This is a genomic window from Pseudomonas sp. S04, from assembly GCF_009834545.1.
GTDB lineage: Bacteria > Pseudomonadota > Gammaproteobacteria > Pseudomonadales > Pseudomonadaceae > Aquipseudomonas.
This window is the reverse complement of sequence record NZ_CP019427.1, coordinates 1,550,610-1,567,932: the sequence shown is the minus strand read 5'-3', so window position 1 is coordinate 1,567,932 and position 17,323 is coordinate 1,550,610. Positions and strand designations below refer to the sequence as shown.

The 17,323-nt window shown below is 62.1% G+C and carries 16 protein-coding genes; 5 read left to right on the top strand and 11 right to left on the bottom strand.

The features are described 5' to 3' along the window. Nucleotides 1–62 precede the first annotated feature (62 nt). Entirely contained in the window at nucleotides 63–1,784 is a 1,722-nt protein-coding gene (gene aceK, locus PspS04_RS06880; protein ID WP_095171691.1) for a bifunctional isocitrate dehydrogenase kinase/phosphatase, read from the bottom strand. A gap of 130 nt (nucleotides 1,785–1,914) precedes the next feature. Between aceK and PspS04_RS06875 the strand changes: the two genes are divergently transcribed. After that, nucleotides 1,915–2,811, top strand: coding sequence for a DMT family transporter (locus PspS04_RS06875; RefSeq protein WP_095171690.1), 897 nt, complete (start codon nucleotides 1,915–1,917; stop codon nucleotides 2,809–2,811). A 31-nt stretch (nucleotides 2,812–2,842) separates the two neighbouring features. Here the strand turns inward: PspS04_RS06875 and PspS04_RS06870 are convergent, their stop codons facing one another. The 3 genes from PspS04_RS06870 to cysK form a co-directional block, all read right to left on the bottom strand. Beyond that, on the bottom strand, nucleotides 2,843–3,706 hold the full coding sequence (locus tag PspS04_RS06870; protein ID WP_159994298.1) for a DMT family transporter: 864 nt from the start codon (nucleotides 3,704–3,706) through the stop codon (nucleotides 2,843–2,845). 393 nt (nucleotides 3,707–4,099) lie between these two features. After that, nucleotides 4,100–5,038, bottom strand: a complete 939-nt coding sequence (locus PspS04_RS06865; protein ID WP_159994296.1) for an aspartyl/asparaginyl beta-hydroxylase domain-containing protein — start codon at nucleotides 5,036–5,038, stop codon at nucleotides 4,100–4,102. 294 nt (nucleotides 5,039–5,332) lie between these two features. Then, complete coding sequence (gene cysK, locus PspS04_RS06860; RefSeq protein WP_095171684.1) at nucleotides 5,333–6,307, bottom strand: cysteine synthase A; 975 nt, start codon at nucleotides 6,305–6,307, stop codon at nucleotides 5,333–5,335. 126 nt (nucleotides 6,308–6,433) lie between these two features. On the opposite strand from cysK, the gene PspS04_RS06855 reads away from it, so the two are divergent. From PspS04_RS06855 to PspS04_RS06845, 3 genes are all read left to right on the top strand, one after another. Continuing rightward, nucleotides 6,434–7,507, top strand: coding sequence for a DUF748 domain-containing protein (locus tag PspS04_RS06855; RefSeq protein WP_095171682.1), 1,074 nt, complete (start codon nucleotides 6,434–6,436; stop codon nucleotides 7,505–7,507). 142 nt (nucleotides 7,508–7,649) lie between these two features. After that, complete coding sequence (locus tag PspS04_RS06850) at nucleotides 7,650–8,495, top strand: AAA family ATPase (RefSeq protein ID WP_078473226.1); 846 nt, start codon at nucleotides 7,650–7,652, stop codon at nucleotides 8,493–8,495. A 12-nt stretch (nucleotides 8,496–8,507) separates the two neighbouring features. Next, a complete protein-coding gene (locus PspS04_RS06845; protein ID WP_095171681.1) occupies nucleotides 8,508–9,686 on the top strand; it encodes a vWA domain-containing protein in 1,179 nt (392 codons plus the stop codon). Nucleotides 9,687–9,828: 142 nt separating this feature from the next. On the opposite strand, the gene PspS04_RS06840 is transcribed toward PspS04_RS06845, so the two are convergent. The 4 genes from PspS04_RS06840 to PspS04_RS06825 form a co-directional block, all read right to left on the bottom strand. Beyond that, nucleotides 9,829–10,746: a biotin-dependent carboxyltransferase family protein gene (locus PspS04_RS06840; protein WP_159994294.1), complete on the bottom strand. Its 918-nt coding sequence runs from the start codon at nucleotides 10,744–10,746 to the stop codon at nucleotides 9,829–9,831. Continuing rightward, the gene (gene pxpB, locus PspS04_RS06835; RefSeq protein WP_159994292.1) at nucleotides 10,743–11,447 is read right to left on the bottom strand and encodes a 5-oxoprolinase subunit PxpB; all 705 of its coding nucleotides are present in this window, start codon (nucleotides 11,445–11,447) and stop codon (nucleotides 10,743–10,745) included. The genes PspS04_RS06840 and pxpB overlap by 4 nt, the downstream gene beginning before the upstream one ends. After that, nucleotides 11,444–12,196, bottom strand: coding sequence for a 5-oxoprolinase subunit PxpA (locus PspS04_RS06830; RefSeq protein WP_159994290.1), 753 nt, complete (start codon nucleotides 12,194–12,196; stop codon nucleotides 11,444–11,446). Before PspS04_RS06830 ends, pxpB begins: the two co-directional genes overlap by 4 nt. Nucleotides 12,197–12,263: 67 nt before the next feature. Continuing rightward, a complete protein-coding gene (locus PspS04_RS06825; protein ID WP_095171674.1) occupies nucleotides 12,264–13,556 on the bottom strand; it encodes an MFS transporter in 1,293 nt (430 codons plus the stop codon). A 142-nt stretch (nucleotides 13,557–13,698) separates the two neighbouring features. On the opposite strand from PspS04_RS06825, the gene PspS04_RS06820 reads away from it, so the two are divergent. Continuing rightward, the gene (locus PspS04_RS06820) at nucleotides 13,699–14,616 is read left to right on the top strand and encodes a LysR family transcriptional regulator (RefSeq protein WP_095171672.1); all 918 of its coding nucleotides are present in this window, start codon (nucleotides 13,699–13,701) and stop codon (nucleotides 14,614–14,616) included. Between the two features lie 753 nt (nucleotides 14,617–15,369). On the opposite strand, the gene PspS04_RS06815 is transcribed toward PspS04_RS06820, so the two are convergent. Genes PspS04_RS06815 through PspS04_RS06805 form a run of 3 tightly spaced genes read right to left on the bottom strand, consistent with a single transcriptional unit; the run spans nucleotide 15,370 to nucleotide 17,228 of the window. Continuing rightward, the gene (locus PspS04_RS06815; protein WP_095171671.1) at nucleotides 15,370–15,912 is read right to left on the bottom strand and encodes a DUF2937 family protein; all 543 of its coding nucleotides are present in this window, start codon (nucleotides 15,910–15,912) and stop codon (nucleotides 15,370–15,372) included. Nucleotides 15,913–15,924: 12 nt separating this feature from the next. Then, a complete protein-coding gene (locus PspS04_RS06810) occupies nucleotides 15,925–16,701 on the bottom strand; it encodes a class II glutamine amidotransferase (RefSeq protein ID WP_095171669.1) in 777 nt (258 codons plus the stop codon). 29 nt (nucleotides 16,702–16,730) lie between these two features. Continuing rightward, nucleotides 16,731–17,228 carry an MFS transporter gene (locus PspS04_RS06805; protein WP_095171667.1) on the bottom strand — a complete coding sequence of 166 codons (498 nt, stop codon included), beginning with the start codon at nucleotides 17,226–17,228 and terminating at the stop codon, nucleotides 16,731–16,733. Nucleotides 17,229–17,323 lie beyond the last annotated feature (95 nt).

The following is a 17,323-nucleotide window of genomic DNA, read 5'->3' as shown; positions in this document are numbered from 1 at the left end:
CGTAAAACCAGTGGAAGCGGGTCGGGCGGCGCTCCGCTTGCCCGCGAAGGCGTAAATAGGCGCTACTCGTTATCCAGGCCCTTGCGCCGATACGGGAATACGTCGATCACCTTGCCCGCGCGAATCGCCTCTTGCAGGCTTTTCCAATAGTCGGCGTTGTACAGTTCGCCGTGCAATTGATCGAACAGCTTGCGCTGCCCCCCATCGGCGAACAGGAACGGCGGGAACTCTTCGGGGAACACGTCCAGCGGGCCGATGGAGTACCAGGGCTCGGAGGCCATTTCGTCTTCCGGGGTGCGCGGCTGCGGGATATGGCGGAAGTTGGCTTCGGTCAGGTAGCAGATTTCGTCGTAGTCATAGAACACCACACGGCCGTGGCGGGTGACGCCGAAGTTCTTCAGCAGCATGTCCCCGGGGAAGATATTCGCTGCCGCCAGTTGCTTGATCGCCAGCCCGTAGTCTTCCAGAGCTTCGCGCACCTGGGCGGGATTGGCGTTTTCCAGGTACAGGTTCAGTGGCGTCATGCGCCGCTCGGTCCAGCAGTGGCGGATCAGCACCGTGTCGCCTTCCACGGCCACGGTCGAGGCCGCGACCTCGAGCAACTCTTCCAGGCACGCCGGATCAAACTTGCTCAACGGAAAACGGAAGTCGGCGAACTCCTGGGTATCGGCCATGCGCCCGACCCGGTCGACACTTTTCACCAGCCGGTATTTCTCGATCACCGTGGCCCGGTCGACGTTTTTCGACGGTGAGAAACGGTCCTTGATGATCTTGAACACCGTGTTGAAGCCCGGCAGGGTGAACACGCTCATCACCATCCCGCGCACCCCTGGCGCCATGATGAACTGGTCATCGGTGTTGGCCAGGTGGTTGATCAGCGCCCGGTAGAACTCCGACTTGCCGTGTTTGTAGAAGCCGATCGAGGTGTACAGCTCGGCGATGTGCTTGCCCGGCAGGATGCGCTTGAGAAAGCCGATGAACTCCGCCGGCACCGGCACGTCGACCATGAAGTAGGAGCGGGTGAAGGAGAAGATGATCGACACGTCGGCTTCGTCGGTGATCAAGGCATCGATCTGGATCCCCCGGCCCTCGCGGTGCAGCAACGGGATCACCAGCGGCCATTGCTCATCGGCGGTGTAGATGCGCCCCACCAGGTAGGCACCCTTGTTGCGGTACAGCACCGAGGAAAACAGCTCGACCGCAAGGTTGGGGTCCTTGCACACCCAGTCGGGCAGGTTATCGCGCAGTTGTGCTTCGAGCCGGCGCAGGTCACCGGCGAGGTCGGCGTAGTCTTCGCTGAAGCGGTAGTCGCTGAAGATGCTCGCCAGCATGCCCGACAATTGCCCATGGGGCTTGTAGGTGCGGGTTTGCGCCGCCCGGGCGCGGCGCAGGCTCGGGCGGGTGGTGTGGATAAACATGCTGCCGTCGCTGATCAGGTCGTGGCTGAACAGCCCGCAGAAGGTCGAGTTGTACCAGGTCTCCGACAGTTCATCGTCGAACCGCAGATCGATCAGGCTGATGTAGGCACTCTTGACCAGTGGCCAGCAACTGACCTCCAGCAAGGTCTCGGCGGCAAAGGCTGCGTGCAGGCGCCCCACCACTTCGTTGACCTTTTCTTCGTAGAGGTTGATCCGCGCCGCCGAGGCGACCTGCGCCTCCTGCCATGCCGCCTGCTCGAAACGTGTACGGGCGCCATCGGTGATCTGGCGAAAATGCTCGCGGTAATCGTCAAAGCCGTCGAGGATCATCTGGGCAATATCGGCGGCGGGCCATGGCTGCGGCATGTGAAGACCTCTGCGAGATGGTGCTTATCGTTGGAGCCTGAGCTTAGAGGCCAATTGTCAGGCAACGCAACCATTGCCTTGCCCCCGGCAGGCAGCGACACTGGCGCGCTGATTAATCAAGGAACGCGCTGTGAACCCCGTCGATATTCTGCGTTTGTTGGCCCTGGCTGCCATTTGGGGTGCGAGCTTTCTGTTCATGCGCATCATCGCCCCGGTGATCGGCACTGTCCCCACGGCCTTTTTCCGGGTGTCGATTGCCGCCACCGGATTGTTGCTGATCCTGGCGCTGATGCGCACTCACTGGGATTTTCGCGGTAAGTTCAAGACCGTATTACTGTTGGGGGTGATCAACTCGGGCATCCCGGCGACCATGTATTCGGTGGCCGCACAGGTGTTGCCCGCCGGCTACTCGGCGATTTTCAACGCCACCACGCCGTTGATGGGGGTGCTGATCGGCGGCCTGTTTTTCAGCGAACGCCTGAGCCTGTCGAAAATGGCCGGGGTGGCCCTGGGCTTGTTTGGCGTGGCCATCCTGACTCGCGCCGGCCCCGTGGCCTTTGACCTGGAACTGCTGATGGGCGCGCTCGCCTGCCTGGTGGCGACCACCTGCTATGGCTTTGCCGGTTTTCTCGCACGGCGCTGGCTCGACCAGCAAGGCGGCCTCGACAGCCGCCTCTCGGCCCTGGGCAGCATGCTCGGGGCCAGCCTGTTCCTGCTGCCGTTGTTCGGCTACAGCGTGATCAGCCAGCCGCCCGAGAGCTGGGGTGGCTGGAGCGTGTGGTTGTCGTTGCTGGGCCTGGGCCTGGGTTGCACCGCCTTCGCCTACATCCTGTACTTCCGCCTGCTGACGTCCATCGGCCCCGTCAAGTCGATGACCGTGACCTTCATGATCCCGCCGTTCGGCGTGCTCTGGGGCGCGCTGTTTCTCGACGAGCCGCTGTCGATGGCGCACGTGTATGGCGGCCTGCTGATCACGGCGGCGTTGTGGATGGTGCTGCGCCCGGCCAGGCGGGCGATTCGTCCTTGAATCGCCGCACCAGCCACTGACTACTGAAGCATCACCTCGACTGGCGGAACACAAACACCAGGCCCACGATGATCAACGCCATGCCCAGCAGGCTGAGCATCGCCAGTCGATTACCAAAAATCAGGTAATCCATCACCGCCGTCACCGCCGGCACCAGGTAAAACAGGCTGGTGACATTGACCAGGTTGCCCCGGGCAATCAGGCGGTACAGCAACAGGGTCGCCAGCAGCGACACCACCAGCCCCATCCACAGCACCGGCACGATGAACCCGCTGCTGTGTTCGAAGTGGAACGGCTGGAACGGCACAAACACCGCGCACAACAACAGCCCCGCCAGGTATTGCACCGGCAGCGTGCCGAGCGGGTCCTGGGTGATGTGCTTTTGCATGATGGAGCCGAGCGTCATGCTCACCAGCGCCAGCAGGCCAAAAAACATCCCGGCCAGTGACATCCCGGCCAGGCCAATCCCCTGGTAGACCACCATGATCAGCCCCGCCAGGCCCAGCGCCAGGCCAAACATCCGGCGCCCACTACGCTGACGCTCCATCAGGACCACGGTGAGGATCGGCTGCACCCCCATGATCGTCGCCATCACCCCCGGGGTGACCTTCAAGTCCAGGGCCAGCAGATAAAAGATCTGATAGGCCCCCAACAGCACCAGCCCAGTGGCCGCGGCATACCAGGTGGCTTTGCCCCGCCGGGGCAACTTGAGCTTGAGCAGCGGCACCAACAGCACCAGCCCGCACAAGGCAATGGCAAAGCGGATCAGGAGAAAGGCAAAGGGCGAGGCATGGGCCAGCCCCCACTTGGAGAAAATCGCCCCGCTACTCCAAAGCAGGACGAACAGGCTCGTGGAAGCCGCCGCGAGCGCGGTTTTTTTTGAAATGAGCAACATCTGGACCACCTGTCATCAGGCAATAAGCCAATTCAGCCAAGGCTGAAATTCAGTTTTTTGTGTTCAGGTACGACGCAGGGCGCAGCAGCGAATGCTGATCAGCCCGAGCAACCGACACCTGGCGGCGAGACCACCGCGCACACTGGCGTGCGACAGACAGGAGGGGGGTAGTGACTGATCTGCGCAGGCTGCAGATTCCCGCACGGCACGACGTCAGCGTTGACTGCTGAATCGACTACCGCGTTGAGGTGGGATGCAGGCATGGGCTGATCTTTTTCAGGAGAGGAAAACGTCGGGCTTCAAACCCGTCGAGCGCTGACTATAACCAGCGCTCGACATGGATTGCAACAACCTGCTGCAGGTGGACCGGATATCGGTGTTGCAGGTTGCTGATCAACCGAACAGCCAGTAACCGAGCAGCGTCAACACCAGCACCGCCAACACCGGGCGCAGGATGCGGTACAGCTTGGGGTTGCGACGTTTCCATTGCTTGAACACTGCACTGAACCGGTCGCTGGAGTTCTTGCTCCAGGCATACACCTGGTTGATCCCGCCTACCCGCTCGTCATCCAGGTTCTGCGGAGCGGTGGCGCGGCCGAGCAGGCCACTGACCCAGCGGTTGAGGCGGGTCATCAAGCGGTTGCTCAACGGCCGCTCGATGTCACAGAACAGAATGACCCGGGTCTGCTCGGTTTCGTTCTTGACCCAGTGCACGTAGGTTTCATCGAACATCACGTCTTCGCCATCGCGCCAGGCGTAGGGCTGGCCATCGACAAAAATCCGGCAGTCATCGGAGTTCGGCGTGGACAGGCCCAGGTGATATCGCAGGGAGCCGGCAAACGGATCGCGATGGGGGTTGAGGTGACTGCCACCGGGCAACAGGGCGAACATCGCGCCCTTGACGTTGGGAATGCTATTGACCAGCGCGACGGTCCTGGGGCACAGGGCCTCGGACGAAGGCAGCGCCTTGTCGTACCACTTGAGGTAAAAACGCTTCCAGCCTTTCTTGAAGAACGAACCGAACCCGGCATCGTTATTGTGCTCGGCGGCGCGGATGTAGCCCTCGTCGAACAGATGCATGGCCTCGTCGCGAATCACTTGCCAGTTGTCCCTGAGCACATCCAGTTCGGCAAACTTGCTGCGGTCCAGGTACGGCCTGGAAGGCACCGCGGAGAACAGGTACATCAAGGCGTTGTAGGGGGCGAACAAGGCCGAATGGTTGACGAACTGCCGCAAAACCGGCAATCGCGCCTTGCCGCGCAAGTGCACATAGAGGGTGCTGCCGATAAACAGCAACAACAGCGAAGCCTTGGCGGCGAAAGAAAAACTCATGCAACAACTCCTTGAAAAATAACGTCACTGCGCAGCGCCATTTACCCGACGTGGCAGGCGGCCATGATACTCATTGCCGACCTTGCAAAAAACCGCACTTCCTAACATTCAGTATTGAGGTTTGCGCAACAAACCTAAGTAACACAAGCTTGCTGAACCCTGACTGACCGGGATCAAACCCGATCACCTGCACCCATCACTCCTCGACTGTGGGAGCGGGTGCCCGCTTGCGGCGCCTGCTTGCGGCACCTGCTTGCGGCGCCCGCTTGCGGCACTCGCCCCTACCCGCATGCCTTACTGCTGATTCTCCTGCTCGGTGAACAGATCACTGAACAGCATGCTCGACAGGTAACGCTCACCGGAGTCAGGCAGGATCACCACAATCGTCTTGCCCTGCATTTCCGGGGTCTCGGCCAGGCGCACCGCCACTGCCATCGCCGCGCCACAGGAAATACCGCACAGGATCCCCTCCTCCTGCATCAAGCGCAGGGCCATGGCCTTGGACTCCTCGTCACTGACCAACTCGACCCGATCGACGATCGACAGATCAAGATTCTTCGGCACAAAACCAGCCCCGATCCCCTGGATCTTGTGCGGGCTCGGCTTGATTTCTTCACCGGCCATCAATTGAGTGATCACTGGCGAGACCACAGGTTCCACCGCCACCGAAAGAATCGGCTTGCCCTGGGTGTGCTTGATGTAACGCGAGATGCCAGTAATGGTGCCTCCGGTGCCAACGCCGGCGACCAGCACATCCACTGCGCCATCAGTGTCGTTCCAGATTTCCGGACCGGTGGTCTTTTCGTGGATCGCCGGGTTGGCCGGGTTATCGAACTGCTGCGGCATGAAGTATTGGGTCGGATCGCTGGCGAGGATTTCTGCGGCTTTTTCAATCGCGCCCTTCATGCCCTTCGCCGGCTCGGTCAGGACCAGTTCGGCGCCCAGGGCCTTGAGCACCTTGCGTCGCTCGATGCTCATCGAGGCCGGCATGGTCAGCATCAGCTTGTAGCCACGCGCGGCCGCGACGAAGGCCAGGCCGATGCCGGTATTGCCCGAGGTCGGCTCGACGATGGTCATGCCCGGCTTGAGTTTGCCGGTGCTTTCAGCGTCCCAGATCATGTTCGCGCCGATCCGGCACTTGACCGAATAACCCGGGTTTCGCCCTTCGATCTTGGCCAGGATGGTGACACCACGCGGCGCGATACGGTTGATCTGCACCAGCGGCGTATTGCCGATGGAATGGGCGTTGTCAGCAAAAATGCGGCTCATGGCTGGGTCCTTGTACAGCATTGAAGAAGCCTTCAAGGGTATGCCTCGCACCCTTGGGCGTCCAGTCGAGACGAACGTCTGCGCGCCCGCGCAGTCCATCGTTTTATACAACCTGAGCGAGACGCCATGAAACGTCGATACCGTTGGCCCCTCTGGTCGCTGGCCGGCATAACGTTGCTGCTGGTGGCCCTGCACGTCGCCCTGCCCTACCTGGTGCGCGACTACCTGAACGACAAGCTGGCCGAGATGGGTGACTACCGCGGGCAGATCAGCGATGTCGACCTGGCCTTGTGGCGCGGCGCCTACCGGATCAACGGGCTGCAGATCGTCAAGGTCCAGGGCAAGGTTCCGGTACCGTTCGTCAAGGCGCCGCTGATCGACCTGTCCGTCAGTTGGCATTCACTGTGGTACGACCACGCCGTGGTGGCCAAGGTGCTGTTCGTCAAACCCGAACTGAATTTCGTCGACGGCGGCAACAAGCAAGCCTCCCAGACCGGTCGTGGCACCGACTGGCGGGCACAGCTGGGCAAACTGCTGCCCATCACCCTGGACGAAGTACGCATCGATAACGGGCGGATTACCTTTCACAACTTCACTTCCAAGCCGCCGGTCGACATGCAGGCCACCCAGGTCGATGCCAGCGTGTTCAACCTGACCAACGTGGTGGACGTCAAGGGCCGACGCGACGCACGTTTCGAGGGCAAGGCCCTGCTGCTGGGGCACGCCCCGCTGGAAACCACCGCCACCTTCGACCCCCTGAGCAATTTCGAGGAGTTCGAGTTCCGCCTGCGGGTCAAGGACATCGAACTCAAGCGCATGAACGACTTCGCCGCGGCCTACGGCAAGTTCGACTTCAATGCCGGCCACGGTGACGTGGTCATCGAAGCCCAGGCCAACAAGGGCCAGCTCAAGGGCTACATCAAGCCCCTGCTGCGTGATGTCGATGTGTTCAACTGGCAGCAGGATGTAGCCAACGAAAAGAAAGGCATCTTCCGTTCGGTCTGGGAGGCATTGGTGGGCACCACTGAAACCGTGCTCAAGAATCAACCGAAAAACCAGTTCGCTACCCGGGTCGAACTCAGTGGCAGCGTGCATAAACAGGACATCAGCGCCTTCCAGGCCTTCCTGCAGATTCTGCGTAACGGCTTCATCAAGGCTTTTAATGCACGATACGAGCAGCCAAAGCCGTCAGCTGACTGAGTCACCATGTGACGCCCCATTCAGAGACTGAATAAGCCGTCTGCGTTCACAGTCGACCGGGCGCCGCGTTATAGTCGGGCATGTGATCTCTTTCCCCCGCCCTGCCCGGCGCAGGTCGGCGCTACTGTTCGAGGAATTACCGATGAAGTTCGAAGGCACCCGCGCATACGTCGCCACCGATGACCTGAAGCTGGCGGTCAACGCCGCCATTACCCTGGAGCGGCCACTGCTGGTCAAGGGTGAGCCGGGCACCGGCAAGACCATGCTTGCCGAGCAACTGGCCGAGTCCTTCGGTGCGCGCCTGATCACCTGGCATATCAAGTCCACCACCAAGGCTCACCAGGGACTGTATGAATACGACGCGGTCAGCCGCCTGCGCGATTCGCAACTGGGCGTGGACAAGGTCCATGACATCCGCAACTACCTGAAGAAGGGCAAGCTGTGGGAAGCCTTCGAGTCGGAGGAGCGGGTGATCCTGCTGATCGACGAAATCGATAAGGCCGACATCGAGTTCCCCAACGACCTGCTGCAAGAACTCGACAAGATGGAGTTCTACGTCTACGAAATCGACGAGACCATCAAGGCCAAGCAACGCCCGATCATCATCATTACCTCCAACAACGAAAAAGAGCTGCCGGACGCTTTCCTGCGCCGCTGCTTCTTCCACTACATCGCCTTCCCGGACCGCACTACCCTGCAGAAGATCGTCGACGTGCACTACCCGGACATCAAAAAAGACCTGGTCAGCGAAGCGCTGGACGTGTTCTTCGACGTGCGCAAGGTGCCGGGCCTGAAGAAAAAGCCATCGACCTCGGAACTGGTGGACTGGCTCAAGCTGCTGATGGCCGACAACATCGGCGAAGCGGTGCTGCGCGAACGCGATCCGACCAAGGCCATTCCACCGCTGGCCGGGGCCCTGGTGAAAAATGAGCAGGACGTGCAGTTGCTCGAGCGCCTGGCGTTCATGAGCCGTCGCGGCACCCGCTAAGAGGCTGCTGCCATGCTGCTCAACCTGTTCAATGAAATGCGCGCGGCCAAGGTTCCGGTCTCGGTGCGCGAACTGCTGGACCTGATCAACGCGCTGAAACAGCGCGTGACCTTCGCCGACATGGACGAGTTCTACTACCTGGCGCGGGCGATCCTGGTCAAGGACGAACGGCATTTCGACAAGTTCGACCGGGCGTTCGGTGCCTACTTCAATGGCCTGGAAAAACTCGACGACCACCTTCAAGCGTTGATTCCCGAAGACTGGTTGCGCAAGGAGTTCGAGCGCTCGCTCAGCGATGAGGAGCGCGCGCAGATCCAGTCCCTGGGTGGTCTGGACAAGCTGATCGAAGAGTTCAAGAAGCGTCTCGAAGAACAAAAGGAACGCCACGCCGGCGGCAACAAATGGATCGGCACCGGCGGCACCAGCCCTTTCGGCTCCGGCGGCTTCAACCCGGAAGGGATCCGGGTCGGCGATGCCGGCAAGCGCCAGGGCAAGGCAGTCAAAGTCTGGGATCAGCGCGAGTACAAGAACCTCGACGACTCGGTGGAGCTGGGCACACGCAACATCAAGGTGGCCCTGCGCCGGTTGCGCAAGTTTGCGCGCCAGGGTGCGGCGGAAGAGCTGGACATCGATGGCACCATCGACCACACCGCGCGCGATGCCGGGCTGCTGAATATCCAGATGCGGCCAGAGCGACGCAACACGGTCAAGCTGTTGCTGCTGTTCGACATCGGCGGCTCGATGGACGCCCACGTAAAGACTTGCGAGGAACTGTTCTCAGCCTGCAAGACCGAGTTCAAGCACCTGGAGTACTACTACTTCCACAACTTCGTGTATGAGTCGGTGTGGAAGAACAACATGCGCCGCACCTCCGAGCGCACCTCGACCCAGGACCTGCTGCACAAGTACGGCGCCGACTACAAAGTGATCTTCATCGGTGACGCCGCAATGGCCCCCTATGAAATCACCCAGGCTGGCGGCAGTGTCGAGCACTGGAACGAAGAACCGGGTTACGTGTGGATGCAGCGCTTCATGGAGAAGTACAAGAAGCTCATCTGGATCAACCCCTATCCGAAAGATACGTGGGGCTACACCTCTTCGACCAAGATCGTGCGCGATTTGATCGAGGACCAGATGTATCCCCTGACCTTGCGTGGGCTGGAAGAAGGGATGCGGTTTCTCTCCAAATGACCGGTTGACGGTCGGGCACACCCAAGGCCCGCTCCCACAAAGGTTGTGGGTGTATGCAAAACCTGCTCGCGATGGCAAAGGGGCTGTGCAGGCCTCTTCGCGAGCAAGCTCGCTCCTACAATGTCCCTAGCTAAGCCTGCGATCACCTGAACCGCTGCAGCAATTCCCGGTGCTGACGATGCGCGGTCTCCTGTACCACCGGGGCCAGCCGCACCGACTGCCCCGGCAGGCGCTGCGCCAGACGGGCCAGGGCCAGTGGCGTCAGCGCCCCCAACCGTGGATAACCGCCAATGGTCTGCCGGTCGTTGAGCAAGACGATCGGCTGCCCGTCTGGCGGCACCTGCACCGCGCCCAGCGGAATGCCTTCGGAGATCATCGGTCGGCCCTGATACTGCAAGGCTGGGCCCAGCAAACGCATGCCCATGCGGTCGGCGCGGGTGTCCAGGGTCCAGGCGCTGTTGAAGGCATCGAACAGGCTTTGCCCACTGAACTCACCATGTTGCGCACCCAGCACCAGATCCAGCACCGGCGCACGGCCGAAGTCCGGGCGCTGCTCGACCGGCACTTCGCGCACTGTCGCTGCAGGCCCGGCGTAACTCAGTTCCGCGCCCTTGGCCAGCGGGCGACCGAAGCCGTCCAGCCCGCCCAGCTCCTCCCGCACTACAGTGGCGCAACTGCCCAACACCTGCGGCGCAACGAAGCCGCCGGGCGCCGCCAGGTAAGCCCGCGCGCCCAGCCGCGGTTGGGTGAACTGCAAGCGCTGGCCCTGGCGCAGGATAAAACTGCGCCACGGTGCCAGGGGCTGGCCATCCAGCAACGCGCCGAGGTCGGCCCCCGCCAGCGCCAGACAACAATCGTCCTGCGCCTGCAGGGTCAAGCCGCCGAGAGTCACCTCGATCACCGCCGCCTCCAGCGAGTTGCCCAGCAAGCGGTTGGCCCAGGACATCGACAACCAGTCCGCCGCCCCGCCCTGGGTCACGCCCAGGTGGCGCACGCCGAAGCGCCCGGCATCCTGCAACAGGCACAGCGGCGTGCTGGCCTCAATGCTCAAGCGGCTCATGCCGATACCTCCAGCGGGGTGTCATCGCCACCCAGGTTGACGAACTCGGCGTGGCTGACCGCGGCGAAACGCACGGTATCGCCCGGCTGCATCAGGCTGTAGCCATCCCGGCCACGGTCGAACAGTCTGGCCGGGGTGCGGCCAATCAGGTTCCAGCCACCCGGCGACACCACCGGATAGGCCGCCGTCTGGCGCTCGGCAACCCCGACGCTGCCGGCCGCCACCCGCTTGCGCGGGGTATTGAGGCGCGGCGCGGCCAGCACTTCTTCCACCAGGCCCATGAAGGCAAAACCCGGGGCAAACCCGAGGGCGAACACCTGGTACTCGCGCTCACTGTGCCGGCGGATCACCTCATCCACTGCCAAGCCACTGCGCTGCGCCAGCAGGCTCAGCTCCGGGCCGACACTTGGGTGGTACCAGACCGGCAGCACATGACATTGACCACTGGCCTGGGCATCCGGCGTCAGACCGTTCAGGGCTTGGGCAATCAGCTCCCGAGCCTGGGCCGGGCTCAGGGCGAGCAGGTCGTAATGCACCATCAAGGTGGTGTAGGACGGCACCAGGTCGATCAGGTGCCCGGCGAAATTTTCCCGTAGCCGCACGCAGGCAGCGAGCATCCACGGCATGTTGCTTTCGGCGATCTCATCGAACAGACGGACCATCAGGCAATCGATCGCTACCACTTCAACCCGTGGCTTCATGATGGGCTCTGCTGATTCAAGGCCTCGCGGATACGCTGCACGGCTGCCACGGAACTGGCGTTGTCACCGTGCACACACAGGGTGTTGGCCTGCAGCAACAGAGGGCTGCCATCGCTGGCGAGCAACTCACCGCCACGGGCAATGACCAGCGCCTGCTCGATGATTTTCTCGGCAGCGTGATGCACCGCACCCGGCAACTGCCGCGACACCAGATGCCCGGCGCTGTCGTAGGCACGATCGGCGAAGGCTTCGAACCACAGCGTCACACCGTACTCATCGCCCAACGCCTGGGCCGCGCGGTTGTCACGGGTGGCCATCAGCATCAGCGGCAGTTGCCGGTCGTAGGCCGCGACGGCCTGGATCACGGCGCGCAACTGCGCCGGGTTGGCCATCATGTCGTTGTACATCGCGCCGTGGGGTTTGACGTAGCTCACGCGTGCACCCTGGGCGCGGCAGATGCCGTCCAGCGCGCCGACCTGATAATGCAGCAGGTCCTGGATTTCCTGGGCGCTGTAGGCCATGGACCGGCGGCCAAACCCTTGCAGGTCCTGATAGGCCGGATGGGCGCCGACCCGCACGCCATGGCTCAGGGCCAGGCTGACGGTCTGGCGCATGATGCTGGGGTCACCGGCATGGAAACCGCAGGCGATGTTGGCGCAATCAATGAACGGCATCACCTCGGCATCCAGACCCATGGTCCAGTTGCCAAAGCTTTCGCCGATATCGCAGTTCAGTAACAGGCGGCTCACGGTGAGTGCTCCTGTGAATTTTTATCGTTTTGACCACGGGGCTTCGAGCAGCCCCGCAGATTAGCAGTTACTGCGCGTCGAGTTGCTTGCCACGGGTTTCCGGCAGGCTCAGGGCCGCCAGGATCACCACACCGTAGGACACCGCCGCGAACGCCCCAATCCCCACACTGAGCGGCACGGTCTGGCTGAGCAGGCCGATCAGCAGCGGGAACAGCGCCGCCAGAGCGCGGCCGACGTTGTAGCAAAAACCCTGGCCCGAGCCCCGGATGCGAGTCGGAAACAGCTCGGTGAGGAAGGCGCCCATGCCGCTGAAGATGCCCGAGGCAAAAAAGCCCAGGGGAAAGCCCAGCCACAACATCACGCCATTGCTGACCGGCAACTGGGTGTAGAGCAGGACAATGGTGAACGAACCGACCGCGAACAGAATGAAGTTCTTCTTGCGCCCCAGAATATCGGTCAGATACGCGCTGATCACGTAGCCGACGTAGGAGCCGACAATCACCATGGCCAGGTAACCGCCAGTGCCGAGCACGCTCAAGCCACGCTCGTTTTTCAGGAAAGTCGGCAGCCAGGAAGTGATTGCGTAGTACCCGCCGAGGGCGCCGGTGGTCAGCAGCGAGGCGCGAATCGTGGTGCTGAGCATGCCGGGGGCGAAGATCTCGTAGAACTTCGACGGGTTGCTCGGCTCCTGGCGGGCCTTGGCTTCACGATAGATTTCCGGGTCCTTGACCAGGCGACGGACGAAGATCACAAACACGGCGGGCACGATGCCCAACAGGAACAGCGCGCGCCAGGCATCTTCGGGCGGCAGCAGGGAAAACAGCACGGCGTAGAGGATCGCCGTCAGGCCCCAACCCAGGGCCCAGCCCGATTGCACCATGCCCACGGCCTTGCCGCGGTCCTTGGCGCGAATCACTTCGCCGATCAGTACCGCGCCAGCGGTCCATTCACCACCAAAGCCAAAGCCCATCAGGGTCCTGGCGATCAGCAGTTGCTCGTAGTTTTGCGCGAAGCCGCAGAGGAAGGTGAAGAAGGCGAACCACAGCACGGTGAGTTGCAAGGTGCGCACCCGGCCGATGCGGTCGGAGAGGATCCCGGCGACCCAGCCACCGATGGCCGAGGCGATCAGGGTGCTGGTGTGGATCAAGCCGGCTTCGCCGGTGGTGATGCCCCACATCGCGATGAGCGTCGGCACCACGAAGCTGAGCATCTGGGTGTCCATGCCATCCAGGCCATAACCGATCTTGCAGCTCCAGAAGGTACGGCGCTCTTGCTGGTTGATGTTGCGATACCAGTCAAAGGGACCGGGGCGGCTGCCGACCGGGGTCTGGACGGCGTCGGTCGTGTCGGGCGCACTCATGGCGAATCTCCGCGTAATTTTTATTGGTATTGTTCTGAGCCGCTACGACGCATATCGTGGGCTCTGGCGCATTTTTCGACGACGGCGCCCTGCCCGTCCAACTAATAAAACCCCTGCCAAGACATAAGAAAAAGTTGATCTCATGAACCTCAAGTTCCTCGAAACCTTTGTCTGGGTCGCCCGGCTGAAAAGTTTTCGTCTCACCGCCGATAAGCTGTTCACCACCCAGGCCTCGATTTCCAGCCGCATCGCAGTGCTCGAAGGCGAGCTGGGGGTGAAGCTGTTCCTGCGCGATTCGCGGGGCGTGAAGCTGACGCCTGAAGGCTTGAAGGTGCTCGACTATGCCGAGCAAATGATCGACACCATGCAGGCGCTCAAGCAGTCCCTGGAAACCCGCTCGAGCAAGGCCGGTCGGGTGCGCATCGGGGTGATGGACACGGTGATCCACACTTGGCTCAGCCCGCTGGTGGCGCAAATCACCGATCACTATCCGTTACTGGAAATCGAGCTGGTCGCCGATACCTCGCTCAACCTCTGCGATCAACTGCAAAAAGGCTTTCTCGACCTGATCCTGCAAACCGACCTGCTGCGCCAGGAAAGCGTGCGCAGCCTGGAGCTGGCCAGCCACCCGATCGGCTGGATCGTCGCCAGCAACTCGATCTACAACCGCGAGTACGCGAGCCTCGCCGAACTGGCTCGCGAGCGGATCATCACCTACTCGAAAAACTCCCACCCGCACCAGGAAGTGCTCAGCCTGATGCAGGCCAACGGTGTGCTTGCGCCGCGCCTGAACTGTGTGAACTCGGTGTCGGCGATCACCCGCCTGCTGCGTGACGGCTTCGGCATTGGCGCCTTGCCGCCGGTACTGGTGAGCGAAGAACTGGCGCGCGGCGAATTGACCCTGCTGGCCATCGACCAGCGCCCGCCCAACCTGCAGGTGGTGGTGTCGTGGCGAGTGGGTGCGGAATGGGTCGAGGAGATTGTCGCGCTGTGCCAGCAGGTGGTGGAGGACTATGGGCGCAAGGTGGGTGAGGACTACATCGTGCTGGCGCCTACCTGATACGCGTCATCGTTGACGTCCGTCTTCTCGCGATGAGGCCAGTACCTGCGACATCGATGGGGCCTGACACACTGCTATCGCGGGCAAGCCCGCTCCCACACTGCCCTTGGTGTATGCAGGATCTGCGAGCAGCCAAATTCACATTGTGGGAGCGGGCTTGCCCGCGATGGGGCCTGCACAGTCGGCATCGACGGTGACTGACACACTGCTATCGCGGGCAAGCCCGCTCCCACACGGTCCTTGGTGTATGCAGGATCTGCGAGCAGCCAAATTCACATTGTGGGAGCGGGCTTGCCCGCGATGGGGCCTGCACAGTCGACATCGACGGTGACTGACACACTGCTATCGCGGGCAAGCCCGCTCCCACACTGCCCTTGGTGTATGCAGGATCTGCGAGCAGCCAAATTCACATTGTGGGAGCGGGCTTGCCCGCGATGGGGCCTGCACAGTCGACATCGACGGTGACTGACACACTGCTATCGCGGGCAAGCCCGCTCCCACACGGTCCTTGGTGTATGCAGGATCTGCGAGCAGCCAAATTCACATTGTGGGAGCGGGCTTGCCCGCGATGGGGCCTGCACAGTCGGCATCGACGGTGACTGACACACTGCTATCGCGGGCAAGCCCGCTCCCACACGGTCCTTGGTGTATGCAGGATCTGCGAGCAGCCAAATTCACATTGTGGGAGCGGGCTTGCCCGCGATGGGGCCTGCACAGTCGGCATCGACGGTGACTGACGCACCGTCATCGCAGTTACAACCCGCGCAAATCCCGCTCTTCAATCGGCCGGCTCTGGCGCAGGCGCTTGCCGCCCAGCACCACCCAGTCGATCAGGCGGAACAGGCATTCCAGGCCGAACGACAGCAGCATCGCCCCGCCCAGGCCCCAGGCCATGGCTTCGGGGGTCAGCAGGATCTGGTAGCTGTAGCCGTTCCAGGTTTCCTGGCGAATGTCCGGATCGGCCGCCAACGCCACTTGCAGGACGCGGATGTACCACGGGCCTTGCATGGCCTGGAACTGCTTGTCCAACGCCACCTGGCGGGTGAGCAAGGTGTTCAGGCTGTCGGCGTCGCTGCGAAAGATCGGGTCTTCGCTGGCGCGGTAGTGGGCCACCAGCGCTTGCAGGTCACCCTTGAAAAACTGCTCGGCGGTGTTCTGGAAACCTTGCAGGCCGGTCTGCGACTCGATCAGGTGGGCTTCGACCCGCTTGGCGTAGTCATTGATGAAACCAGGCACCTGGACGCCCACCAACAGGCCGATGGCAAACAACACCAGACGCACATAACTGAGCAACATAGCGGCGGATCCCTATTCGGTCTGGCCGTGGCTGACGCATTCGCCGCGCCGCCACAGGCTCCATTGGCCCGGTTCGTAGCGAGTCCAGGTTTCGTTTTCGGTCAACGGCTCGGTGGCGATCACGGTCACCACATCGTTGGGAGTGGTCTCGGCCTGGAAGTCGACAATCACGTCCACGTCCTTCAGGCGCGCCGGGCCAAAGGGGGCGCGGCGGGTGATCTGCGCCAGCTTGGTCGAGCAATAGCAGAACAGCCAATCGCCGTCGCTCAGCAGGCAGTTGAACACGCCCTTGCTGCGGTATTCGGCGCAGGCGGCCACCAGGCTCGGCAGCAACTGCTCGACCTCCACCGGCTCGGGGAAGGCGGCACGCACTCGGTTGAGCAAATCGCAGAACGCCGCTTCGCTGTCGGTATCGCCCACCGGCCGGTAAAAACTGGCCGTCGGCTGGAACCCGGCGAGCTGGCCGTTATGCGCGAAACACCAGTTGCGTCCCCACAACTCACGCACGAAGGGATGGGTGTTGGACAGGCAGACCTTGCCGACGTTGGCCTGGCGGATATGGCCGATCACCACTTCGCTCTTGATCGGATAACGCTGCACCAGTTGCGCGACTTCTGAATCGCAACTCGCCGCCGGGTCCTGGAACAAGCGCAGGCCACGACCTTCGTAAAAGGCGATGCCCCAGCCATCGCGGTGCGGACCGGTGCGCCCGCCGCGCTGCATCAGCCCGGTAAAGCTGAACACGATATCGGTCGGGACATTGGCGCTCATGCCCAATAACTCACACATGCCGGGACTCTCGCTTCAATGCAGGGCTATCAGAGACGGGGTTCGACTCGCGAACGCTGGGGGTTGCTCGGCACAGGGGGGCGACCATAACGATCATCACCGGCCCCGCCGAAGGGTTGGTCGTCCTCGGGATCAGCCGCCTGGGCCGCGGCCTGGGCGGCAGCGGACTGCTGCTTGCGCGCCTTGGCGGCACGCTCGATTGGCAGACGGATCAGCACGAACACCAGGTACAGCGCGAGGGCGATGATGCCGTACATGAACAGGTCGGAGATGGCGCGCCAGGCGTTGTTGCCGACCTTGAACAGCAGGTCGAGGGCGGTAATGGCGATGGCCGGGGCGAATTTTTCCTTCACCGGGTCGATGATGGTCGGGCTGAACAACAGCACCGCCATGATCAGGCGCAGCGGCTCACGCAAGTAGCGCCACATCCAGCGGGTCATGCGCATCCACACCAACAGGCAGCCCAAAGCGGCAAAGGCGTAGAGGCCCCAAGCGATCAGATAGTCGTTCTCGGTCATGGTGTCCATGGCATGGCAGGCAAAGAGGCGCTTATGATAACGGCTTTTCACTGATCAGGCTGCACCGCTGTCCGTGAAGCCCTTTTTGCACACTTGCCGAGAGC